The organism is Sorangium sp. So ce887, assembly GCF_051521455.1.
Classification (GTDB): domain Bacteria; phylum Myxococcota_A; class Polyangia; order Polyangiales; family Polyangiaceae; genus Sorangium.
In genome coordinates this window covers 62837-79406 of sequence record NZ_CP150354.1, presented here as the reverse complement: position 1 = coordinate 79406, position 16570 = coordinate 62837, and the positions used below count along the sequence as shown (strand labels likewise).

Annotated in this window: 14 protein-coding genes; 11 read left to right on the top strand and 3 right to left on the bottom strand. The window is 71.6% G+C overall.

Annotated features, from left to right (window positions below; genetic code table 11):
* Positions 1-17 precede the first annotated feature (17 nt).
* Complete coding sequence (locus WMF36_RS00295; RefSeq protein ID WP_437577546.1) at positions 18-1346, bottom strand: hypothetical protein; 1329 nt, start codon at positions 1344-1346, stop codon at positions 18-20.
* 80 nt (positions 1347-1426) lie between these two features.
* Between WMF36_RS00295 and WMF36_RS00290 the strand changes: the two genes are divergently transcribed.
* The 4 genes from WMF36_RS00290 to WMF36_RS00275 all read left to right on the top strand — a co-directional run bounded on the left by WMF36_RS00290 (position 1427) and on the right by WMF36_RS00275 (position 7103).
* Complete coding sequence (locus tag WMF36_RS00290; protein ID WP_437577545.1) at positions 1427-3187, top strand: hypothetical protein; 1761 nt, start codon at positions 1427-1429, stop codon at positions 3185-3187.
* A 133-nt stretch (positions 3188-3320) separates the two neighbouring features.
* On the top strand, positions 3321-4139 hold the full coding sequence (locus WMF36_RS00285) for a hypothetical protein (RefSeq protein ID WP_437577544.1): 819 nt from the start codon (positions 3321-3323) through the stop codon (positions 4137-4139).
* Positions 4140-4183: 44 nt separating this feature from the next.
* A complete protein-coding gene (locus tag WMF36_RS00280; protein ID WP_437577543.1) occupies positions 4184-5077 on the top strand; it encodes a hypothetical protein in 894 nt (297 codons plus the stop codon).
* Between the two features lie 79 nt (positions 5078-5156).
* Positions 5157-7103 carry a CBS domain-containing protein gene (locus WMF36_RS00275; protein WP_437577542.1) on the top strand — a complete coding sequence of 649 codons (1947 nt, stop codon included), beginning with the start codon at positions 5157-5159 and terminating at the stop codon, positions 7101-7103.
* A gap of 286 nt (positions 7104-7389) precedes the next feature.
* Here the strand turns inward: WMF36_RS00275 and WMF36_RS00270 are convergent, their stop codons facing one another.
* Positions 7390-7599 carry a hypothetical protein gene (locus WMF36_RS00270; protein WP_437577541.1) on the bottom strand — a complete coding sequence of 70 codons (210 nt, stop codon included), beginning with the start codon at positions 7597-7599 and terminating at the stop codon, positions 7390-7392.
* A complete protein-coding gene (locus WMF36_RS00265) occupies positions 7596-7820 on the bottom strand; it encodes a hypothetical protein (protein ID WP_437485204.1) in 225 nt (74 codons plus the stop codon). Before WMF36_RS00265 ends, WMF36_RS00270 begins: the two co-directional genes overlap by 4 nt.
* 254 nt (positions 7821-8074) lie before the next feature.
* On the opposite strand from WMF36_RS00265, the gene fadI reads away from it, so the two are divergent.
* From fadI to WMF36_RS00230, 7 genes are all read left to right on the top strand, one after another.
* Complete coding sequence (fadI, locus tag WMF36_RS00260; protein WP_437577540.1) at positions 8075-9385, top strand: acetyl-CoA C-acyltransferase FadI; 1311 nt, start codon at positions 8075-8077, stop codon at positions 9383-9385.
* Positions 9382-11619, top strand: a complete 2238-nt coding sequence (fadJ, locus tag WMF36_RS00255) for a fatty acid oxidation complex subunit alpha FadJ (RefSeq protein WP_437577539.1) — start codon at positions 9382-9384, stop codon at positions 11617-11619. The genes fadI and fadJ overlap by 4 nt, the downstream gene beginning before the upstream one ends.
* A 190-nt stretch (positions 11620-11809) precedes the next feature.
* Positions 11810-12790, top strand: a complete 981-nt coding sequence (locus WMF36_RS00250) for an SDR family oxidoreductase (protein WP_437577538.1) — start codon at positions 11810-11812, stop codon at positions 12788-12790.
* 163 nt (positions 12791-12953) lie between these two features.
* On the top strand, positions 12954-13514 hold the full coding sequence (locus WMF36_RS00245) for a GNAT family N-acetyltransferase (protein ID WP_437577537.1): 561 nt from the start codon (positions 12954-12956) through the stop codon (positions 13512-13514).
* 12 nt (positions 13515-13526) lie between these two features.
* Positions 13527-14306, top strand: a complete 780-nt coding sequence (locus WMF36_RS00240) for a lysophospholipid acyltransferase family protein (RefSeq protein ID WP_437577536.1) — start codon at positions 13527-13529, stop codon at positions 14304-14306.
* An 8-nt stretch (positions 14307-14314) separates the two neighbouring features.
* Entirely contained in the window at positions 14315-15283 is a 969-nt protein-coding gene (speB, locus tag WMF36_RS00235) for an agmatinase (RefSeq protein ID WP_437577535.1), read from the top strand.
* Positions 15284-15457: 174 nt separating this feature from the next.
* Positions 15458-16450 carry a M14 family metallopeptidase gene (locus tag WMF36_RS00230; protein ID WP_437577534.1) on the top strand — a complete coding sequence of 331 codons (993 nt, stop codon included), beginning with the start codon at positions 15458-15460 and terminating at the stop codon, positions 16448-16450.
* The last annotated feature ends 120 nt before the right edge of the window (positions 16451-16570 follow it).

The window sequence follows — 16570 nt, the reverse complement described above, 5'->3', positions numbered from 1 at the left end:
GCTCGCCTGTGTTGCCTTCAGATGACGCGACGGGAGCGCGCGATCGCGATCGCGGATGCCGCGAGCAACGCGAGCCAGCCAACCTCCGGCAACGCGCCGCGGTCGCGGGAAACGCCCGCGACATAACTGCAGGCGCTCGCGCGCCGCGTTCCGTCGATCGGTCGCCCTCCCTGGTCGCTGCTGCCGGGCAGCGGTGCGCCCACCGTGCCGCCGCTGCTCGAGCCGTTCCCGCCGCCGCTGCCCCCGGTCCCGGTCCCCTCGTCTTGCTCGGGTTCGCAGCCCGCGGCCGCCTCGCGGAGCGCGGCGAGCGCGAGCTTGGCGACGCCGGACTCGTCGGTCAGACCGTAGCGCTGGTCGTCGAGCGGCTCGTCCTGAAAGCTGGCCCAGACCGCGCCGGCGACGTCGCGCCGCTTCGAGAGCAGATCGAGCGAGGTGGTCAGGTTCGCCGCCTGGAGCTCCTCGCCGACGAGCGTCGTCGACCACGCCATCCCGGTCACGAAGAAGGGGCTCTCGTCCCCCTCCTGCTCGGCGATCGCGCGCACCTCGTCGAGATAGTCGCCGAGCACCACCGGATCGACCTCGCGGAACTGATCGACGAACAGCTGATGGCCGAGGTGCGACCACGGCGTCCGCTCGCCGTAGCGCAGCGCCAGCTCGTCCCACACGGGCTGATCGTAGAGCTCGCGCAGGTAATCGACCCCCGAGAACGGCACGGCGTCGTCGTCCGAGGCGAGCAGGCCGCCCGTGATCAGCGAGATCTCGTCGACGTTGAAGAGCGCCTCGTTGCGGATGCGGATCTGGGCGAGGATCTGCGCGAGCACGCGCGGCAGGATGTAGGTGCAGCCGGCGTTCTCGGGATCGAGCGCGTAATCGGGGTTTTCGAAGCAGTTCGGCTGACTCCAGATCTCCCAGCGCTCGACGCGCCCGGCGTACCTCGTCATGAACGCCTCTGCCCTGTCGGCGAACGCCTCCACATAGGCGTTGTTGCCGTCCCCGTCCCGATCGTCGTTCCAGTCGTCCTGTCCTCCCCCGAGCGTGCGGTGGGAGAGCAGCCCGAGCGGCTCGAGGCCGGCGTCGATGACGGCGTCGATGACGGCGTCGACCTCGTCGAGCTTGTCCTGGTCCCACGCCTCGGCGTCGTCGAGCCGGAGCTCGACGCGCACGGCGCCGGCGCCCGCCCGCGCGAGCTGCTCCGCGAGCTCGTCGTCGAGGATCACCTCCCCTTCCTCGACGGGCGCCCCCGGATCGATTCCATAGAAGCCGCACGGCACGCCCCGCGCGCCGAGCGCGGGCGCCGCGAGGAAAAGCGCGGAGGAGGCGACGAGAGCGACCATGGCTGCACGCATGTTTCGAGGATAGCTGGGATGACCGGCTCGACCAAGAAACGACCCGGACATGGACCAACCATGCTAGGGAGACGCGCACCATGGCTTCCCTGGAACTGGACGAAGAAGGGCGCGGGCGCGTCGGGGTCGCTCCTCCGGGCGGCGAGGTCGCTCCTCCTGGCGGCGCGGCCGACGGCGAGGTGGGCGACGTGGTGGACGAGGCGGGCGGCGACGCGCAGGGCGCGCCGCCTGCCCGGAGCCTGCGCGACTGGCTGCGCGGCGCGCCGCTCTCCGGCCGCCTGCACCTCGCGCTCGGCCTCGTGCTGCCGGCGCTCCTGCTCGTCGCGAACATGGTGCGGGTGCGCTCGTTCACGATCGACGACGCGTACATCTCGTATCGCTACGCGCGCAACTTCGCCCGGGGCCTCGGGCTCGTCTACAACGCCGGCGAGCCCATCGAGGGGTACACGAACTTCCTCTGGACCGTGCTGCTCGCGGTCGGCATCAAGCTCGGCCTCGACCCCGACGTCGTCGCCAAGGCGCTCGGCGGGCTCGCCGCCTGCGGCTCGCTCGGCGCGGTCTATCTCCTCTCGGCCCGGCTGCGCCCGCACGGCGCGATCCCGTGCATCGCCACGTGGCTGTTCGCGACCTCGATCGTGCTGAGCGGATATGCCGTCTTCGGCCTGGAGACGCCGCTCTTCGTCCTGCTCGTCCTCGCGGGCACAGAGATGATGTTCCGCGAGCGCGACCGGGGGACGGGCTTCCCGTACTCGGGCCTCGTCTTCGGGCTGGCCGGCCTCACGCGCCCCGAAGCGCCGATGTTCCTCGGCATCCCGATGCTGTTCCTCGGCCTGCGCTTCTTCGGGCGGCAGAACCTCCTCCGCGGGGTCGTCTTCGCCGCGCCGATCGCGTGCCACATGCTCTGGCGGTACAGCTATTACGGCACGTGGCTGCCGAACACGCTGAGCGCCAAGACCGGCAGCCTCGCGGAGCAGCTGGCCGGCGGGCGGCACTACCTCGCGGAGTACGCGGCGCACACCTCGCCGGTGCTCCTGCTCGCGCTCTTCGGCCTCTGCGTGGCGATCGTCTCGCGCCACCGCGACGCGCTGTGCGTCGCCGCCCTCGCGCTCGCGGTGGGCGGCTACGTGCTCCTCGTCGGCGGGGACTGGATGCCGTTCTACCGCTTCATGAGCCCGTTCGAGCCGTTCTGCTTCCTCCTCGCCGGCCTCGGCGCCCGCTCGCTGCTCGAGCCGCTGCTCACCGCGCTCTCGGCCCGCGCCGTCGAGTCGCGCGCCGGCGGCGCGATCGCCCTCGCCGCGGGCGCCGGGGTGCTCGCCGTCGGCGGCCTCGTCGCGCTGGGCGTCTTCCGGGCGCATCGGCTCGATCGCGCCCAGTTCCGGATCCTCGACGATGACAAGCGGTTCTGGGACAGCGCCGCCGGCGGCACGGCCGCGTGGTTCCAGCAGCACGGCAAGCCCGGCGAGGTCGCGGTGGGCGACATCGGGTACATCGGGTACGCGACCGACTATCCGGTGCTCGATCTCCTCGGCCTCGTCGACCCGGTGATCTCCAAGCTCCCGGGCGGCTACACGCGCAAGACGGGCCCCGGCTACGTGCAGCGCGTCTTCGACAAGGCGCCGCGTTACTTCGTGTTCATCGGCGGCGCCGACACGTGCGACAAGCTCCCGTTCCCGGCGCAGGAGAAGCTCCGCAAGGACCGGCGCTTCCGGGGCATCTACGAGGTGGCCGGGAAGGTCCGTCACAGCAAGAACGGCTACTGGTGCATCTTCGAGCGGCGGGACGACGCGCCGCCGGCGCCCTCGGACGCCGCCCCTCCGGCGCCCTCGGACGCCGCGCCCTGAGCGTCACCGCCGCCCGCGGACGCGCGCGATCCCGCCCTGGATGCGCGCGACCCCACCGCGGATGCGCGCGACCCCACCGCGGATGCGCGTGACCCCACCGCCGCTCCGCGAGGTTTGCTAGCATCGCCGCCCCATGCCCTGGCTCTGGTACGTAGGTCCCCTCGCGTTGCTCGTCGTCTGGTACCTGACCGGCTTGCGCGGTCGGCACGAGGCGCGGCGCGACGGCGAGCTCGTGCGCTGGCGTGTGCTGATGACCCCGCAGGCGGCCTCTCCCCTGCGCGGGGCGCAGCGCGACGCCCGGAAGACCGTCGCCGAAATCGACGGCCCTCGCCCGGTGCGCTCGTCGCCGAGCAGCCTCGAGCGCATGCTGGAGGAGACGGGCGGCGGCGCGGTCGTCGCCCGCTACGAGCTCGTCCCGAAGCTCGCCTACGTCGTGGTCGCCGGGCCGGACGCGAAGAACGGCAGCGAGTACCAGGTGGTCCTCGCGAAGCTGGCCAAGGCTGCGCCCCAGCTCACCGTATCCCCTCTGCCCATCCTCGACGGCCATCGCGCCCCCAACACCGGCGTCCAGTTCAAGAAGGACCCGGATTTCATGGAGCAATTCCTTGTCGAGGGGCCGGAAGCGAAGGGCATCGGCCGGTGGCTCTCGGCGCGCGTCCGCGATGCGCTGCGCGACTTCCCCGACGCGTGGCTGTTCGTGCGGGACCGCGCCATGGCGCTCGCTGTGTACGGCCCCGTCGACGCCGAACGCCTCCAGGAACTCGTCATCGCCGCCGACACGATCTTCGCGGAGCACGGCGCCGGCGGCGCCCCCTCCCTGCTCTTCGAAGGCGACAGCGAGGCTGACGACGACGAGGAAGCGGACGAGGACGCCAGCGACGACGAGGACGCCAGCGACGACGAGGAAGAAGAGGGCGAGGACGCGGCGGGCGCCGACCGCGCCGTTCGCTAAACACGGGCGAGCCGGACCATGTTAGTCATCGCAGCTGGGACCGCTTGAACGCGAAGCCGCTGCTCTCCTCCGCCGTCCTGCTCTCGCTCTGGCTGGCGGCTCCGATCGCCACATCAGCGGAAAAGAACAGCTGGATCAAAAGCCAGGGCTCCCGCGTGGCGCTCGAGCTCGACGTCCTGAGCAAGTCGGCCGGATGGTCGATGGATGACGTCGAGTCCGAGGTGAGCACGTTCGGCCTGAGCTTCGCTCTCGTCGGTCAGCTCCAGTGGCGCAAGCGGCTCCACCTCGATGCGGAGCTCCCGCTCGCCTACGGCAACGTCTCCGCCACGTTCCGGTCGTCCCGGCTCGGCGTCGACGAGAGCAGCAGCGCCGGCAGCCTCCTCTTCGGCAACCCCACCATCGGCGCCCACTACGCGCGCGCGATGTCGCGCAAGCTCGCCGTCTTCGGCGGCGGCACGCTCTCGATCCCCGTCCTCACCGACCCCAACGCCGACGCGCGCGCCACGCTGCAGGCGACCGCCCCGGCGCGCGCCTACGTCGATCTGCACCGGCTCATCCCCGAGCACTTTCCCCTGAGGGCCCGCGGCGGCGTCGAGGCAGAGCTCGCCACGCGGCTCGTCTACCGCGCGGAGACCGCGGTGATGCTCGCCCTCCCGACCAGCGGGAGCGACGTCGACCTCGTGCTCGAGCAGGGCAACGAGCTCGAGATGCGCGGCAAGGGCGCCCTGGGCGGCGGGCTCCGGCTCCAGGCCGCGCTGACGCTCACGCGCGACGACATGGCGCAGCTCGCGCTGGAGCCGTTCGTCAGCTACACGCCGGAGAAGCCCGGCTACTACGGCCGCGCGGGGCTGCTCGTGGCGCTCGACGCGCCGCTCGGGTTCGGCCTCGCCGAGGACAAGGTCGCCACGCTGCGGCTCGCGGTCGGCCACAGGTTCTGAGCGCGCGCCGCGCCGCCGCTCGTCGTAGGCTTCGGCGGAGCGGGAGCGGGGCGGGCGAAAGGGGGGGGGGCGGATCACCATGGGCGAGCACCACGTCTCCGAGCAGGCGAACGAGGAGCAGCTTCAGTCCTTCATGCGGGCGCTGCTCGACGACGTGGAGGCGCTCGAGCGCCTCCTCCAGGAAGATCGCATCGAGTCGGGCGTGCGCCGGATCGGCGCCGAGCAGGAGATGTTCCTTGTCGACCGCGCGCTCCGCCCCGCGCCGCTCGCGCTGGAGGTGCTCGCGCGGGCCGCCGACGACCGGCTCACGACCGAGCTCGCCCGCTTCAACCTCGAGGCGAACCTGACCCCGCTCCCGTTCGGCGGCGACTGCCTGCGGCGGCTCGAGGCCGAGCTCTCCGACGTCGTCGGCCGGGCCGCCGAGGCCGCGCGCGCCGTCGGCGCCGACGTGCTGCTCGCGGGCATCCTCCCCACGCTGCGCACCGGCGACCTCCGCCTGGAGAGCCTCACGCCGGCGCCGCGCTACCACGAGCTCAACCGCGCGCTCCTGGAGCTGCGCCAGGGCCACTTCCGCGTGTCGATCCACGGGCTCGACGAGCTCGAGATGACCCACGACAACATCCTGCTCGAGTCGTGCAACACGAGCTTCCAGGTCCACCTCCAGGTCGGGGCGCTGGAGTTCGCGCCGCTCTACAACCTGGCCCAGGCGGTGACCGCGCCCGTCCTCGCCGCCGCGGTCAACTCGCCGCTGCTCCTCGGGCAGCGGCTCTGGCACGAGACGCGGATCGCCCTCTTCGAGAGCTCGGTCGACACCCGCCCGAGCGCGCGCGAGGTCCGGCAGCACAAGCCCCGCGTCCACTTCGGCGACGGCTGGGTGCAGGGCGGCGCGCTCGAGCTCTTCCGCGAGGACATCGCGCGGTTCCGCGTGATCATGACCGCCGAGACCGGCGAGCCGCCGCTCTCGGTGCTCGCGCGCGGCGAGGTGCCGGAGCTCAAGGCCCTGCGCCTCCACAACGGCACCGTCTACCGCTGGAACCGCCCCTGCTACGGCGTCTCGGGCGGGGTCGCGCACCTGCGCATCGAGAGCCGCGCGCTGCCCGCGGGGCCCACGATCCTCGACGAGGTCGCGAACGCTGCCTTCTTCTTCGGCCTGATGTCCGGCCTCGCCGCCGAGCACCCGCGCATCGACCTCGAGATGCCGTTCGAGGACGCCAAGGCGAACTTCTTCGCGGCGGCGCGCCACGGCCTCAAGGCGCAGCTCACGTGGACCTGTGGGCGGAGCTTCCCCGCCCCGGAGCTCATCCTGTCGCACCTCCTCCCCGCCGCCCGCGGGGGCCTTGCGGCTGCGGGCATCGACGCCGCCGACATCGACCGCTATCTCGGCGTCATCGAGGAGCGCGTGCGCCGCGGCCAGACCGGCGCTCAGTGGGCGCTCGGCTCGCTCGCCTCGATGGCCGGGCAGGGCACCTCGGAGCTGCAGTGCCGCGCGCTCTGCGCCGCGATGCTCGCCCGCCAGCAGGAGGAGGCCCGGAGCGGCGGGGCCGGTCGCCCGGTGCACACCTGGGAGCCTGCCGCGCTCGAGGCGGACCGGGACCTCCTGCGCGACAGCTACCGGACCGTGGGCCAGTTCATGTCGACCGATCTCTTCACGGTGCGGCCCACCGACATCGTCGACTTCGCCGCGAGCGTCATGGACTGGCGGCACGTGCGCCATGTGCCGGTCGAGGACGACCAGGGCCGCCTGGTCGGCGTCGTCTCGCACCGCGCGCTGCTCCGGCTGGTCGCCCGCGGCGTCGCGGCGGCGCCGAACGGCTCCGGCCCGCCCACGGTCGCGTCCATCATGCGAACCGATCCCGTGACGATCGCCCCGGAGACGCCGACGCTGGAGGCGATGCGGATCATGCGCGAGCAGCGCGTCGGTTGCCTGCCCGTGGTCGCGGGCGAGCGGCTCGTGGGCATCGTGACGGAGCGCGATCTCCTCGACGTATCAGCGACGCTTCTCGAGGCCTTCCTGCGCGAGGCGTGAGCAGTCGCTGCTCCCGGCGACGCGCGCACCGGAGCCGCAGAGACAGAATTCAACGCAAAGGCGCAAAGGCGCAAAGGCGCAAGCAGAGTTCAGGAACGAATCTTCCCGACGTCCCTTTGCGCCTTCCCGTTCTTCACTTCCTCGGCCGTCGATCCAGCCAGAGCGGCGGTCACCCGCACAGGAGACGGGCCCAGATCGGCGTTTTCGGCGCGGAAGCGCACTCCAGTGCGCTGAGCACCGAAAACGTCGAGGTGGGCCCGTATCCGAAGCGGGTGACCGCCGCGCGCTACAGGTCGCTGATCTCGGTGCAGGTCATCGCGTCGCCGTTCGCCTGGCAGTCGAGGACCGTGCCGTGGGCCTTGGTGAAGGGGCCCGACTTGTTGCGGGTGATGATGTACCGGTTTCCGTCCACATGCCGGATGTCCGTGTAAACAGCCTGGCAGCCCGTGGAGCCGATCGCCGCGAGCAGCAGGCACCATTTCAAAGAATGCTTCATTCGCCCTCCTCCGTCACCTCGACCCGCGTACACTCGCCCTTCCCGGCCTGCTCAGGGCACCTCCACACCTCGGGCGTGGTGAACCCGAACGTGGTCTGGTGCCCGGTGACATACACATAGCCCGGCGTCGCCGGGGCCGTGGAGCTGGCGCCCGTCGTCGCACACCCCGCGATCGCCGCAGCGACGCAGAGCAGCGCACTGAACTGAAGTCGTTTCCCCATGGCCCGTAACGCTATCGGGAAGATCCTGTGTAGGCCAAATTAGACACAGCGACGACTCGACCGATCTTCCATCCTCACTTCACTCCTGGAGCGCGCTGTCCCTCTCTCCGCCCCCGAGCGACCGAGCGAGGTTGACACGTCGCGTCAGCGCACCTAAGGGACTTCACCCGACCGGCGAGCCGGGATCCGGGGGGGCTGCGCGGGGGCGCGCGGGGCGGGCCCGCGGTGGGCTCTCCGGCGGCAGAGGAGTCGACATGGCTTCAGGCAAGAATGGGAAGAGCGGCAAGGACCGGGTGGCGGTCGTTGCTGGGCTGCGCACGCCGTTCACCAAGGCGGGGACGGCGCTCAAGGCGCTGCGCACCGTCGATCTCGCGACCACGGTCGTCAAGGAGCTCCTCCAGAGGAGCGAGGTGAGCCCGCGCGACGTCACGCTGGTCGTCTACGGCCAGGTCGTGCCGACGCTCGACTGGCTCAACATCGCGCGCGAGGTCGTGCTGCGCGCCGGCCTGCCCAAGGACATCGACGCCTACAGCGTCTCGCGCGCGTGCGCGACGTCGCTCCAGGCCATGACGAGCGCCGCCGAGGCGATGCTCGCCGGCCAGCACGACGTCGCCCTCGTCGGCGGCGCCGACAGCATGAGCGACGTGCCCCTCGGCGTCTCCCGCAAGCTCGCCTCCGCGCTGACCGACCTCCAGAAGGCCAGGACGCTCGGCGCCCGGCTCGAGATCCTCTCCCGCCTCTCGCTGAAGGACATCGTGCCGCCGGTCCCGGGCTTCTCGCGCGAGCCGACCACCGGCGAGCAGATGGGCGAAGCCGCCGAGAAGATGGCGAAGCAGAACGGCATCACCCGCGCCGAGCAGGACGCCATCGCCCACCGCTCGCACACGAACGCCGCGCGCGCCTGGCGCGACGGCACGTACGCGGCCGAGGTCATGCACGTGATCCCCCCGCCCTACGACAAGCCGGTCGAGCGCGACAACGTGGTCCGGGACGACTCGACCCTCGACGCCTACGCCAAGCTGTCGCCGGCGTTCGATCGCCGCCACGGCACCATCACCGCGGGCAACGCGTCGCCGCTCACCGACGGGGCGAGCGCCCTGCTCCTCATGCGCGAAGGCAAGGCCAGGGCGCTCGGCTACCAGCCGCTCGGGTACGTGAAGTCGTGGGCCTACGCGGCGGTCGACCCGGGCTGGCAGCTCCTCATGGCCCCGGTGCTCGCCGTGCCGCGGGCGCTCGATCGCGCCGGCCTCTCGCTCGACCGCATGGACCTCGTCGACATGCACGAGGCCTTCGCCGCGCAGGTCGCGTCCAACCTGAAGGCGCTCGCGTCGCCGTCGTTCGCCGCGGACAAGCTCGGCCGGTCCGCCGCCGTCGGCGAGATCGACCCGGAGAAGCTCAACGTGAACGGCGGCTCGATCGCGCTCGGCCACCCGTTCGCGGCCACGGGGGGGCGCATGGTGCTCTCCACGCTCCGCGAGCTCAAGAAGCGCGGCGGCCAGCACGCGCTCCTCACCGTCTGCGCGGCGGGCGGCCTCGGCGCCGCCGTGGTCCTGGAGGCAGCATGACGACGACGATCGACCCCGTGACGCCGGCCCCCGCGGCCAAGAGCCCCGTCTCCCTGGAGGTGCGCCCCGACGGCGTGGGCGTCGTCACGTACGATGTCCCGGGCGAGGCGGTCAACACGCTGAAGCCCACGTTCGCCGGCGATCTCGAGCGGATCATGGGCCAGATCGCCAGCAACCCGCTCATCAAGGCCGCCATCCTCGTGTCCGGCAAGGCCGACACCTGGATCGCGGGCGCCGACATCGACATGCTGAAGAGCGTCACCACGGCGGCCCAGGCCGAGGCGATGTGCCGGGCCGGCCACGAGGCGATCCTGCGGATCGTGCGCTCGCCCAAGCCGATCGTGGCCGCGATCCACGGCGCCGCGCTCGGCGGCGGCTTCGAGGTGGCGCTCGCCTGCCATGCCCGGGTGCTGAGCGACGACAGGAAGACGGTGCTCGGCCTGCCCGAGGTGCAGCTCGGCCTGCTCCCCGGGATCAACGGGCTGCAGCGGCTCGCGGAGCGCGCCGGGCTGCAGGCGGCGCTCGACCACGGCCTCACCGGCAAGAACATGCGCCCCTCGAAGGCGCGGCAGCTCGGCGTCGCCGACGACGTGGTCCCCGCGCCCATCCTGAAGGAGACGGCCGCGGCGCTCGCCCTGAAGCTCGCGCGTGTCGAAGGCGGCCCGCCCTTCCGCCCTGGCGGCGCCGCGAAGAAGGGGCCGAAGCTCGACGCCGCCACACTCCTCACCCGGGCGGCCCTCGAGCAAAACCCGCTCGGCAGGACTGTACTTTTCCAGCAAGCACAGAAGAAAACGCGTGAGAAAACCGGCGGGCACTATCCGGCGCCCGAGCGGATCATCGAGGTGCTGAAGACCTATGCGGACCGGGGCTTCGACGCGTCGAGGGAGGTCGAGGCGCGGGCGTTCGGCGAGCTCGTCGTGTCGAGCACGGCGCACCGGCTGATGGAGCTCTTCTTCGCGACGAACGCGATGAAGAAGGACACCGGCGTGGACGATGCGTCCGTGCAGCCGAGGAAGGTCGAGAAGATCGCGATGATCGGCGCCGGCCTGATGGGCGCCGGCATCGCCTATGTCAGCCTGAACGCCGGCATCGCGGTGCGCCTCCGGGATCGCGACGACGCGTCGCTCGGCCGCGGGCTCAAGGTCGTGACCGACATCCTCGGCGACCGGGTGAAGAAGAGGCAGCTCACGCCGATCGAGCGGGATCAGAAGCTCGCGCTGCTCACGACGACGACGGACAGCTCGGGCCTGAGGAGCGCCGATCTCGTGATCGAGGCGGTGTTCGAGGATCTCGCGGTGAAGCACGCGGTCGTGCAGGACATCGAGGCGAACGGCAAGGACGGCGTGATCGTCGCGTCGAACACGTCCTCGATCCCGATCTCCCGGATCGCGGCCGCGTCGAGGCGGCCGGAGAACGTGGTGGGGATGCACTACTTCAGCCCGGTCCACAAGATGCCGTTGCTGGAGGTCATCCGGACGGAGGCGACGTCCCCCGAGGTGGTCGCGACGGCGGTGGCGGTCGGCAAGCGGCAGGGCAAGACGGTCATCGTCGTGAACGACGGGGTGGGCTTCTACACGAGCCGGATCCTCGGGCCGTACATGAACGAGGCGAGCTGGCTCCTGGCCGAGGGGGTGGCGATCGAGCAGGTCGACCGGGCGCTCGTCGCGTGGGGCTGGCCGGTCGGCCCGCTGGCATTGCTCGACGAGGTGGGCATCGACGTGGCGGCGCACATCGGCCCGATCATGATCGAGGCGTTCGGCGATCGCATGTCCCCGCCGCCCACGATGGCCAAGCTGGTCTCCGACGACCGCCGGGGCCGCAAGAACGAGCGCGGGATGTACCTGTACGGCGCGGCGGCGAAGAAGAAGGGCAAGGGGAAGCACCCTGACGAGAGCGTCTATGCCGTGCTCGGGCTGCCGCTGCCGAAGGCGAAGGACAAGCCGCCGGTGGCCGTCGAGGAGATCCAGATGCGCTGCTCGCTCCAGCTCGTGAACGAGGCGCTGTACTGCCTCGGCGAGGGCATCCTGCGGAGCCCGCGCGACGGCGACATCGGCGCGATCTTCGGCCTCGGTTTCCCGCCCTTCCGCGGCGGCCCGTTCCGCTACGTCGACGCCCTCGGCGCCGCGGAGGTGCTCCGCCGCATCGAGGTCTACGAGCGCCGCTTCGGCAAGCGCTGGACGCCCGCCCCGGCCCTCGTCGAGGCGGCGAGGACGGGCAAGTCGTTCCACGACTGACTCCTGGAAAAAGCGGCGCGGCGTCGACGACATGCCCTCTGTCGGCGCATGGCGTGATGGGCGCAAAGTCCCCCGCGGCATGCGAGGAACCGCGCGCTACCTCGGATTCCCTGTGCACGATCCGAGCCAGCGTGGCCCGCGCGTTGCTTTCCTCTCGGCGAGCAGCAGACCGCGCGGGAGGTTGTCAGTCATGCGGAAGTGCGTTCGCGATTCGGTGGTCGTTATCACCGGGGCGTCCTCGGGGATTGGCAGGGCGGCGGCGATCGCGTTCGCGCGGCGCGGCGCGAGGGTGGTCATCGCCGCGCGGAACGCGTCGGCCCTGGAGGAGGTCGCCGCCGAGTGCGCCAGCGTCGGCGCGCGCGCGCTCGCCGTCCCGACGGACGTGCGGGACGAGTGCAGCGTCAGGGCCCTCGCCCGCGCTGCGATCGACGTGTTCGGCAGGATCGACGTCTGGGTGAACAACGCCGCGGTGTTCCTCTACGCGCGCGCGGACGAGGCGCCCTACGAGACCTACCGCCAGGTCATCGAGACGAACCTGCTCGGCTACGTGCACGGGGTGCGGGCCGTGCTGCCCTGTTTCCGCGCGCAGGGCGCCGGTGTGCTCATCAACAACGTCTCCGCCCTCGGCAAGTTCGGCGCGCCGACGATGAGCGCCTACGTGATCTCCAAGTTCGGGATCCTCGGCCTCGCGTCCTGCCTGAGACAGGAGCTCGCCGGCACCCCGGACATTCACGTCTGCACGCTCCTTCCCGCGTCGGTCGACACCCCGATCTACCAGCACGCCGGCAATTACACGGGCCGCGCCGTCCAGCCGATCCGGCCGACCGTCGACCCCGAGCGGGTCGCGGCCGCGATGGTCTCCCTCGCCGAGCGGCCGCGGCGCGACACGTACGTCGGCGTCGCCGGCCGCATCACCGCCGCGGCGTTCGTCGCCTTCCCGGCCCTCACGGAGCGGCTGCTCGCCGCGTACACGACCCGCGCGACCTTCCTGGATCGCGCGGCGCCGCACACCGACGGCAACATCTTCTTTCCGATGAAGCACTGGACCGGCGTGACCGGCGGGTGGCGCGCGTCCTCGGGCGTCGCCGCGCTCCTCGACACCGCCCGGGCCTTCGCCGGCCTCGCGCTCGAGGTCCCGGCCGCCGTGGCAGAGCGCCTCAAGCCACGATGACATGGCCGATCGGGCACCTTCCGTACGCGATCTCCCAGCCATTCTGACGCGCCCGCGTCCCCCGAGTGTCTCTCAACCTCGGGAATTCTGTGACGTGTTCTCCACCGAGCACCGGCATGCTGCGCCCCGACCAGTGATTCAATTGAAATAAGGAGGCGCAACGATGAGCCGTTATGTGGCGCGCACGCTCCGAAGCGATGATTTTTCGACGCTGATGGACCTGGAGACGGCGCTCTTCGGAAGTGCGGGCGAAGGCGAGCTCGGGCGGTACTACATCCGTCTTTGCTGCGACTTCTTCAGGGACTCCTGCTTCATGGTCGAGGCCGCGGGCAGGCCCGCGGGGTACCTGCTCTCCTTCGCGCGCGGCAAGGAGGTCTACTGCACGACCCTCGCCGTCCTGCCCGAATACCAGGGCTCCCGCGCGACGCACACGCTGCTCCGGGCGTTCGTCGGGTCGATCCTTGGATGGGCGGAGTCGTGCTGGTTCACCGTCGAGGAGGACAACCACGCCGCGCGGGCGCTCCACGCCATGCTGGGCGCCAAGGAGATCGAGGTCCGCCCCGATTTCTACGGCACGGGGCACCCGCGCATCATCTCGCGCATCGATCGCGACGCGTTCATGGCCCTCCGGGCCCGCTTCGAGCGGGTGGGGCTCGTCGATCGCCCGGCCGAGGCCAAGGAGCCGCGCGCGGTGGACGGCGGCGGCATCGCCGCGGTGGCCTGAGGCGGACGGACCATGACGACCACCGCTCCGCTGGACGACGGCCGCCGCCCGGGGGCGGCGGCCGACCGGCCGTGGACCGAGGCGCTCTCCGTCGCCAGCCGGGTCTCCGGCGTGATGGGGCTCGCGCTCGACACCGCGTTCCGGACCCGCCTGCTGCCCGAGCTGCCCGCCTCGCGCGATCGCGAGCGGGCGCGCCTCCTGCACGGGACCGCGAGGGAGCTGTGCGCGCTGCACGCCCTGCGCCTCCGCGTGACCGGCGCGCTCCCTGCGCCGCCGTTCGTGATCGTGGCCAACCACGTCAGCTACCTCGATCCGATCCTCCTCGCGTCGCTCACCCCCTGCACCGCGATCGCGAAGCAGGAGATCGGCAGCTGGCCGATCATCGGCGAGCGCGCGCGCGATCTCGGCGTGCTGCTCGTCGACCGGCGGCGCCCGGCGAGCGGGGCGCGCGTGCTCCGGTGCGCGCTCCGCGCCCTGCGCCACGGCGTCCCGGTGCTGAATTTCCCGGAGGGCTCCACCACCCGCGGAGAGAAGGTCCTCCCCTTCCGCAAAGGCATCTTCGGCCTCGCCCGGATCGCGGGCGTCCCCATCGTGCCTGCGGCGATCACCTACGATGCCCCGGAGCTCTGCTGGGCGGGCGACGACACCTTCCTCCCCCATTATCTCCGCTTCTCCAGCCGCCGCGAGGCGAGCGCCTGCATCACCTTCGGCCCGCCGCTCGGCGACCACGGCGGCGCGGCCGACCTCGCGGAGCGCGCCCGCGCCGTCATCCTGGACCTCTTGAGCCGTTAGGAGATCTCATGTCGCAACAACGAGCCGCCGCGTACCTGCGGCACGGCCAGACTCCCTTCTTCCGCCTCCCGACCGCGAGCTTCCAGGAGGCCGGCGCGTCGGCCTACGCCGGCGCCGACGCCGTGCTCCTCGGCGTCCCTTGGGACGGGAGCGTCACCTACCGCCCGGGCGCCCGGTTCGCGCCCTACGAGCTGCGCCGCGTGAGCGCGCTCGTGCAGTCCTATCACCCCGGCCACGGCGTCGACGTGTTCCGCGCGCTCCGCGTGCTCGACGGCGGCAATGTGCCGTTTCCCCCCTTCCACGCCGACTCCGTGCGTGAGCTGATCCAGGCCTCGGTCGACGAGGTGCTCGCGGCCGGCGCGGTCCCGTTCGTCGTGGGCGGCGATCACTCCGTCGCGCTCCCGGTGCTCCGCGCCCTCGCGCGGCGCCACGGCCCCGTCACCGTGATTCACGTGGACGCCCACCTCGACACGAGCACGTCGGAGGTGTGGGGCGAGCCGTTCCACCACGGCACGCCGTTCCGCAACGCCATCGACGAGGGGCTGATCGGACGGGGCGCGCTCCACCAGATCGGCATCCGCGCGACGTGGGGCCACCCGGAGGAAGGCGCCTTCGCGGCGCACGCCGGGGCGACGCTGTACGACATGGACCGGATCGACTGGGACGGCACGCCCGCGATCGCGGCCGCCATCCGCGCCGCCGCCGGCGAGGCGCCCGTCTATTTGTCCTTCGATATCGACGGCATTGACCCGGCCTATGCCCCGGGCACCGGCACGCCCGTGCCCGGCGGGCTCAGCGCGCGCGAGGCGATCCAGCTGCTCCGCGGCCTCGCGGGGATCAACCTGGTGGGCATGGATCTCGTCGAGGTATGTCCCGCGCTCGACCACGCCGACATCACCCTTCACCTCGGCGCGCATCTCCTGTTCGAGGGCCTCGCCCTCGTCGCAACGAGAAAGGTCAACCGGCCGCTCGGATGATGTGAAGATGATGCAACGAAGGCGTGAAGATGTGAAGACATGAAGACCTGAAGCTGGTCTCGACGTCGTCGAGCCCAGCGAGCACGACCAGGGGAAAAGCGCCCCGCCGCGCCGTGCTGCGGCCCAATCCGCTGGCGCCTGTCGCCATTCCGGTGTCACATGAGAGACACTGGAATGACACGCTCGCCCGATCTCTCCGGTCGTTACGCCGATCTCCCGCAGCTGGACGCCGCCTGGGCGCGCCTTGCGCGCAATCACGGTGGACGGGAAAGGACGGTCGGGACGTCCGCCAATGGACGACCGTTACGGCGGTATGACTTCGGCAATCCGCTGGGCCCGACGTTCCTGCTGACGTCGCTCATGCACGGGGTCGAGGTGATCGGCGGGCTCGCGCTGCTCGATGCGGTCCGGTCGATCCTGGCGAGCGGGCGCGGCGGCATTGCAGCGCGGGCGCGGCTCGTCGTCGTGCCGGTCGTCAATCCCGATGCGTTCGTCGACAACCTGGAGCGCCTCGGCAGCGAGCGATCGGCGTCTCAGCGGTGCAATGCCCGCGGCGTGGATCTGAACCGGAATTTCGCGCCGCTGTCCGCGTCGAGGCCGCTGCACCCGTTCGCGGGCTCGCGGCTCAGGTGGTCGCCGCACTACACGGGGCCGCATGCGTTCTCGGAGCCCGAGTCGCGCGCGCTGCGCGACGTCGCGCTGGAGACGCGGCCTGCGCTCGCGCTCGGCTTCCACAGCTGCGGCAACCTCCTGCTCTATCCGTGGGCGCACACCGGCGCGCCCAACCCGCGCGCACCGCTGTACCGGGCGCTCGGGGGTGCCTTCTGCCGCGCGCTGCCGCGCGAGCGGTACGAGGTCCGGCAGGCGGCGCACTGGTACCCCACGGTCGGCGACATGGATGACTGGCTCGACGCCAACCTGGGAACGCTGGCCCTCACCGTGGAGGTCAGCCGCCCGACGCGCTCCCTCCGCGATCTCCGCCGGCTGCTCAACCCGTTCTGGTGGTTGAACCCGCGCGAGGCCGACGCGGCGATCGACAACGTCGTCCCCGGCGTGGGCGCGCTCCTCTGCGATGCGCTCGATCGCGGCGTGGGCCGGGCGGCCCCGCAGGCGCCGCCGCACATCGAGGAGCCGCCGGCGGATCTCTTCGCCGACGCCGCCGAGTGACACGGCCGCGCTCGCCGCCGACACGCGGCTGACCGCGGCCGCCGTCCCGCGCTCGCCGGATGCGCGGACACGCGGACACGCGGAGGCGGACCGACAGCGGCCCCTGTGAAAAAGTGCCAG

Coding starts and splice junctions, on each gene's coding strand:
- WMF36_RS00245 (WP_437577537.1), top strand. CDS start 12,954: ATGAGCCGTTATGTGGCGCGCACGCTCCGAAGCGATGATTTTTCGACG.
- WMF36_RS00295 (WP_437577546.1), bottom strand. CDS start 1,346: ATGCGTGCAGCCATGGTCGCTCTCGTCGCCTCCTCCGCGCTTTTCCTC.
- WMF36_RS00270 (WP_437577541.1), bottom strand. CDS start 7,599: ATGAAGCATTCTTTGAAATGGTGCCTGCTGCTCGCGGCGATCGGCTCC.
- WMF36_RS00230 (WP_437577534.1), top strand. CDS start 15,458: ATGACACGCTCGCCCGATCTCTCCGGTCGTTACGCCGATCTCCCGCAG.
- fadI (WP_437577540.1), top strand. CDS start 8,075: ATGGCTTCAGGCAAGAATGGGAAGAGCGGCAAGGACCGGGTGGCGGTC.
- WMF36_RS00250 (WP_437577538.1), top strand. CDS start 11,810: ATGCGGAAGTGCGTTCGCGATTCGGTGGTCGTTATCACCGGGGCGTCC.
- fadJ (WP_437577539.1), top strand. CDS start 9,382: ATGACGACGACGATCGACCCCGTGACGCCGGCCCCCGCGGCCAAGAGC.
- WMF36_RS00285 (WP_437577544.1), top strand. CDS start 3,321: ATGCCCTGGCTCTGGTACGTAGGTCCCCTCGCGTTGCTCGTCGTCTGG.
- WMF36_RS00240 (WP_437577536.1), top strand. CDS start 13,527: ATGACGACCACCGCTCCGCTGGACGACGGCCGCCGCCCGGGGGCGGCG.
- WMF36_RS00275 (WP_437577542.1), top strand. CDS start 5,157: ATGGGCGAGCACCACGTCTCCGAGCAGGCGAACGAGGAGCAGCTTCAG.
- WMF36_RS00265 (WP_437485204.1), bottom strand. CDS start 7,820: ATGGGGAAACGACTTCAGTTCAGTGCGCTGCTCTGCGTCGCTGCGGCG.
- speB (WP_437577535.1), top strand. CDS start 14,315: ATGTCGCAACAACGAGCCGCCGCGTACCTGCGGCACGGCCAGACTCCC.
- WMF36_RS00290 (WP_437577545.1), top strand. CDS start 1,427: ATGGCTTCCCTGGAACTGGACGAAGAAGGGCGCGGGCGCGTCGGGGTC.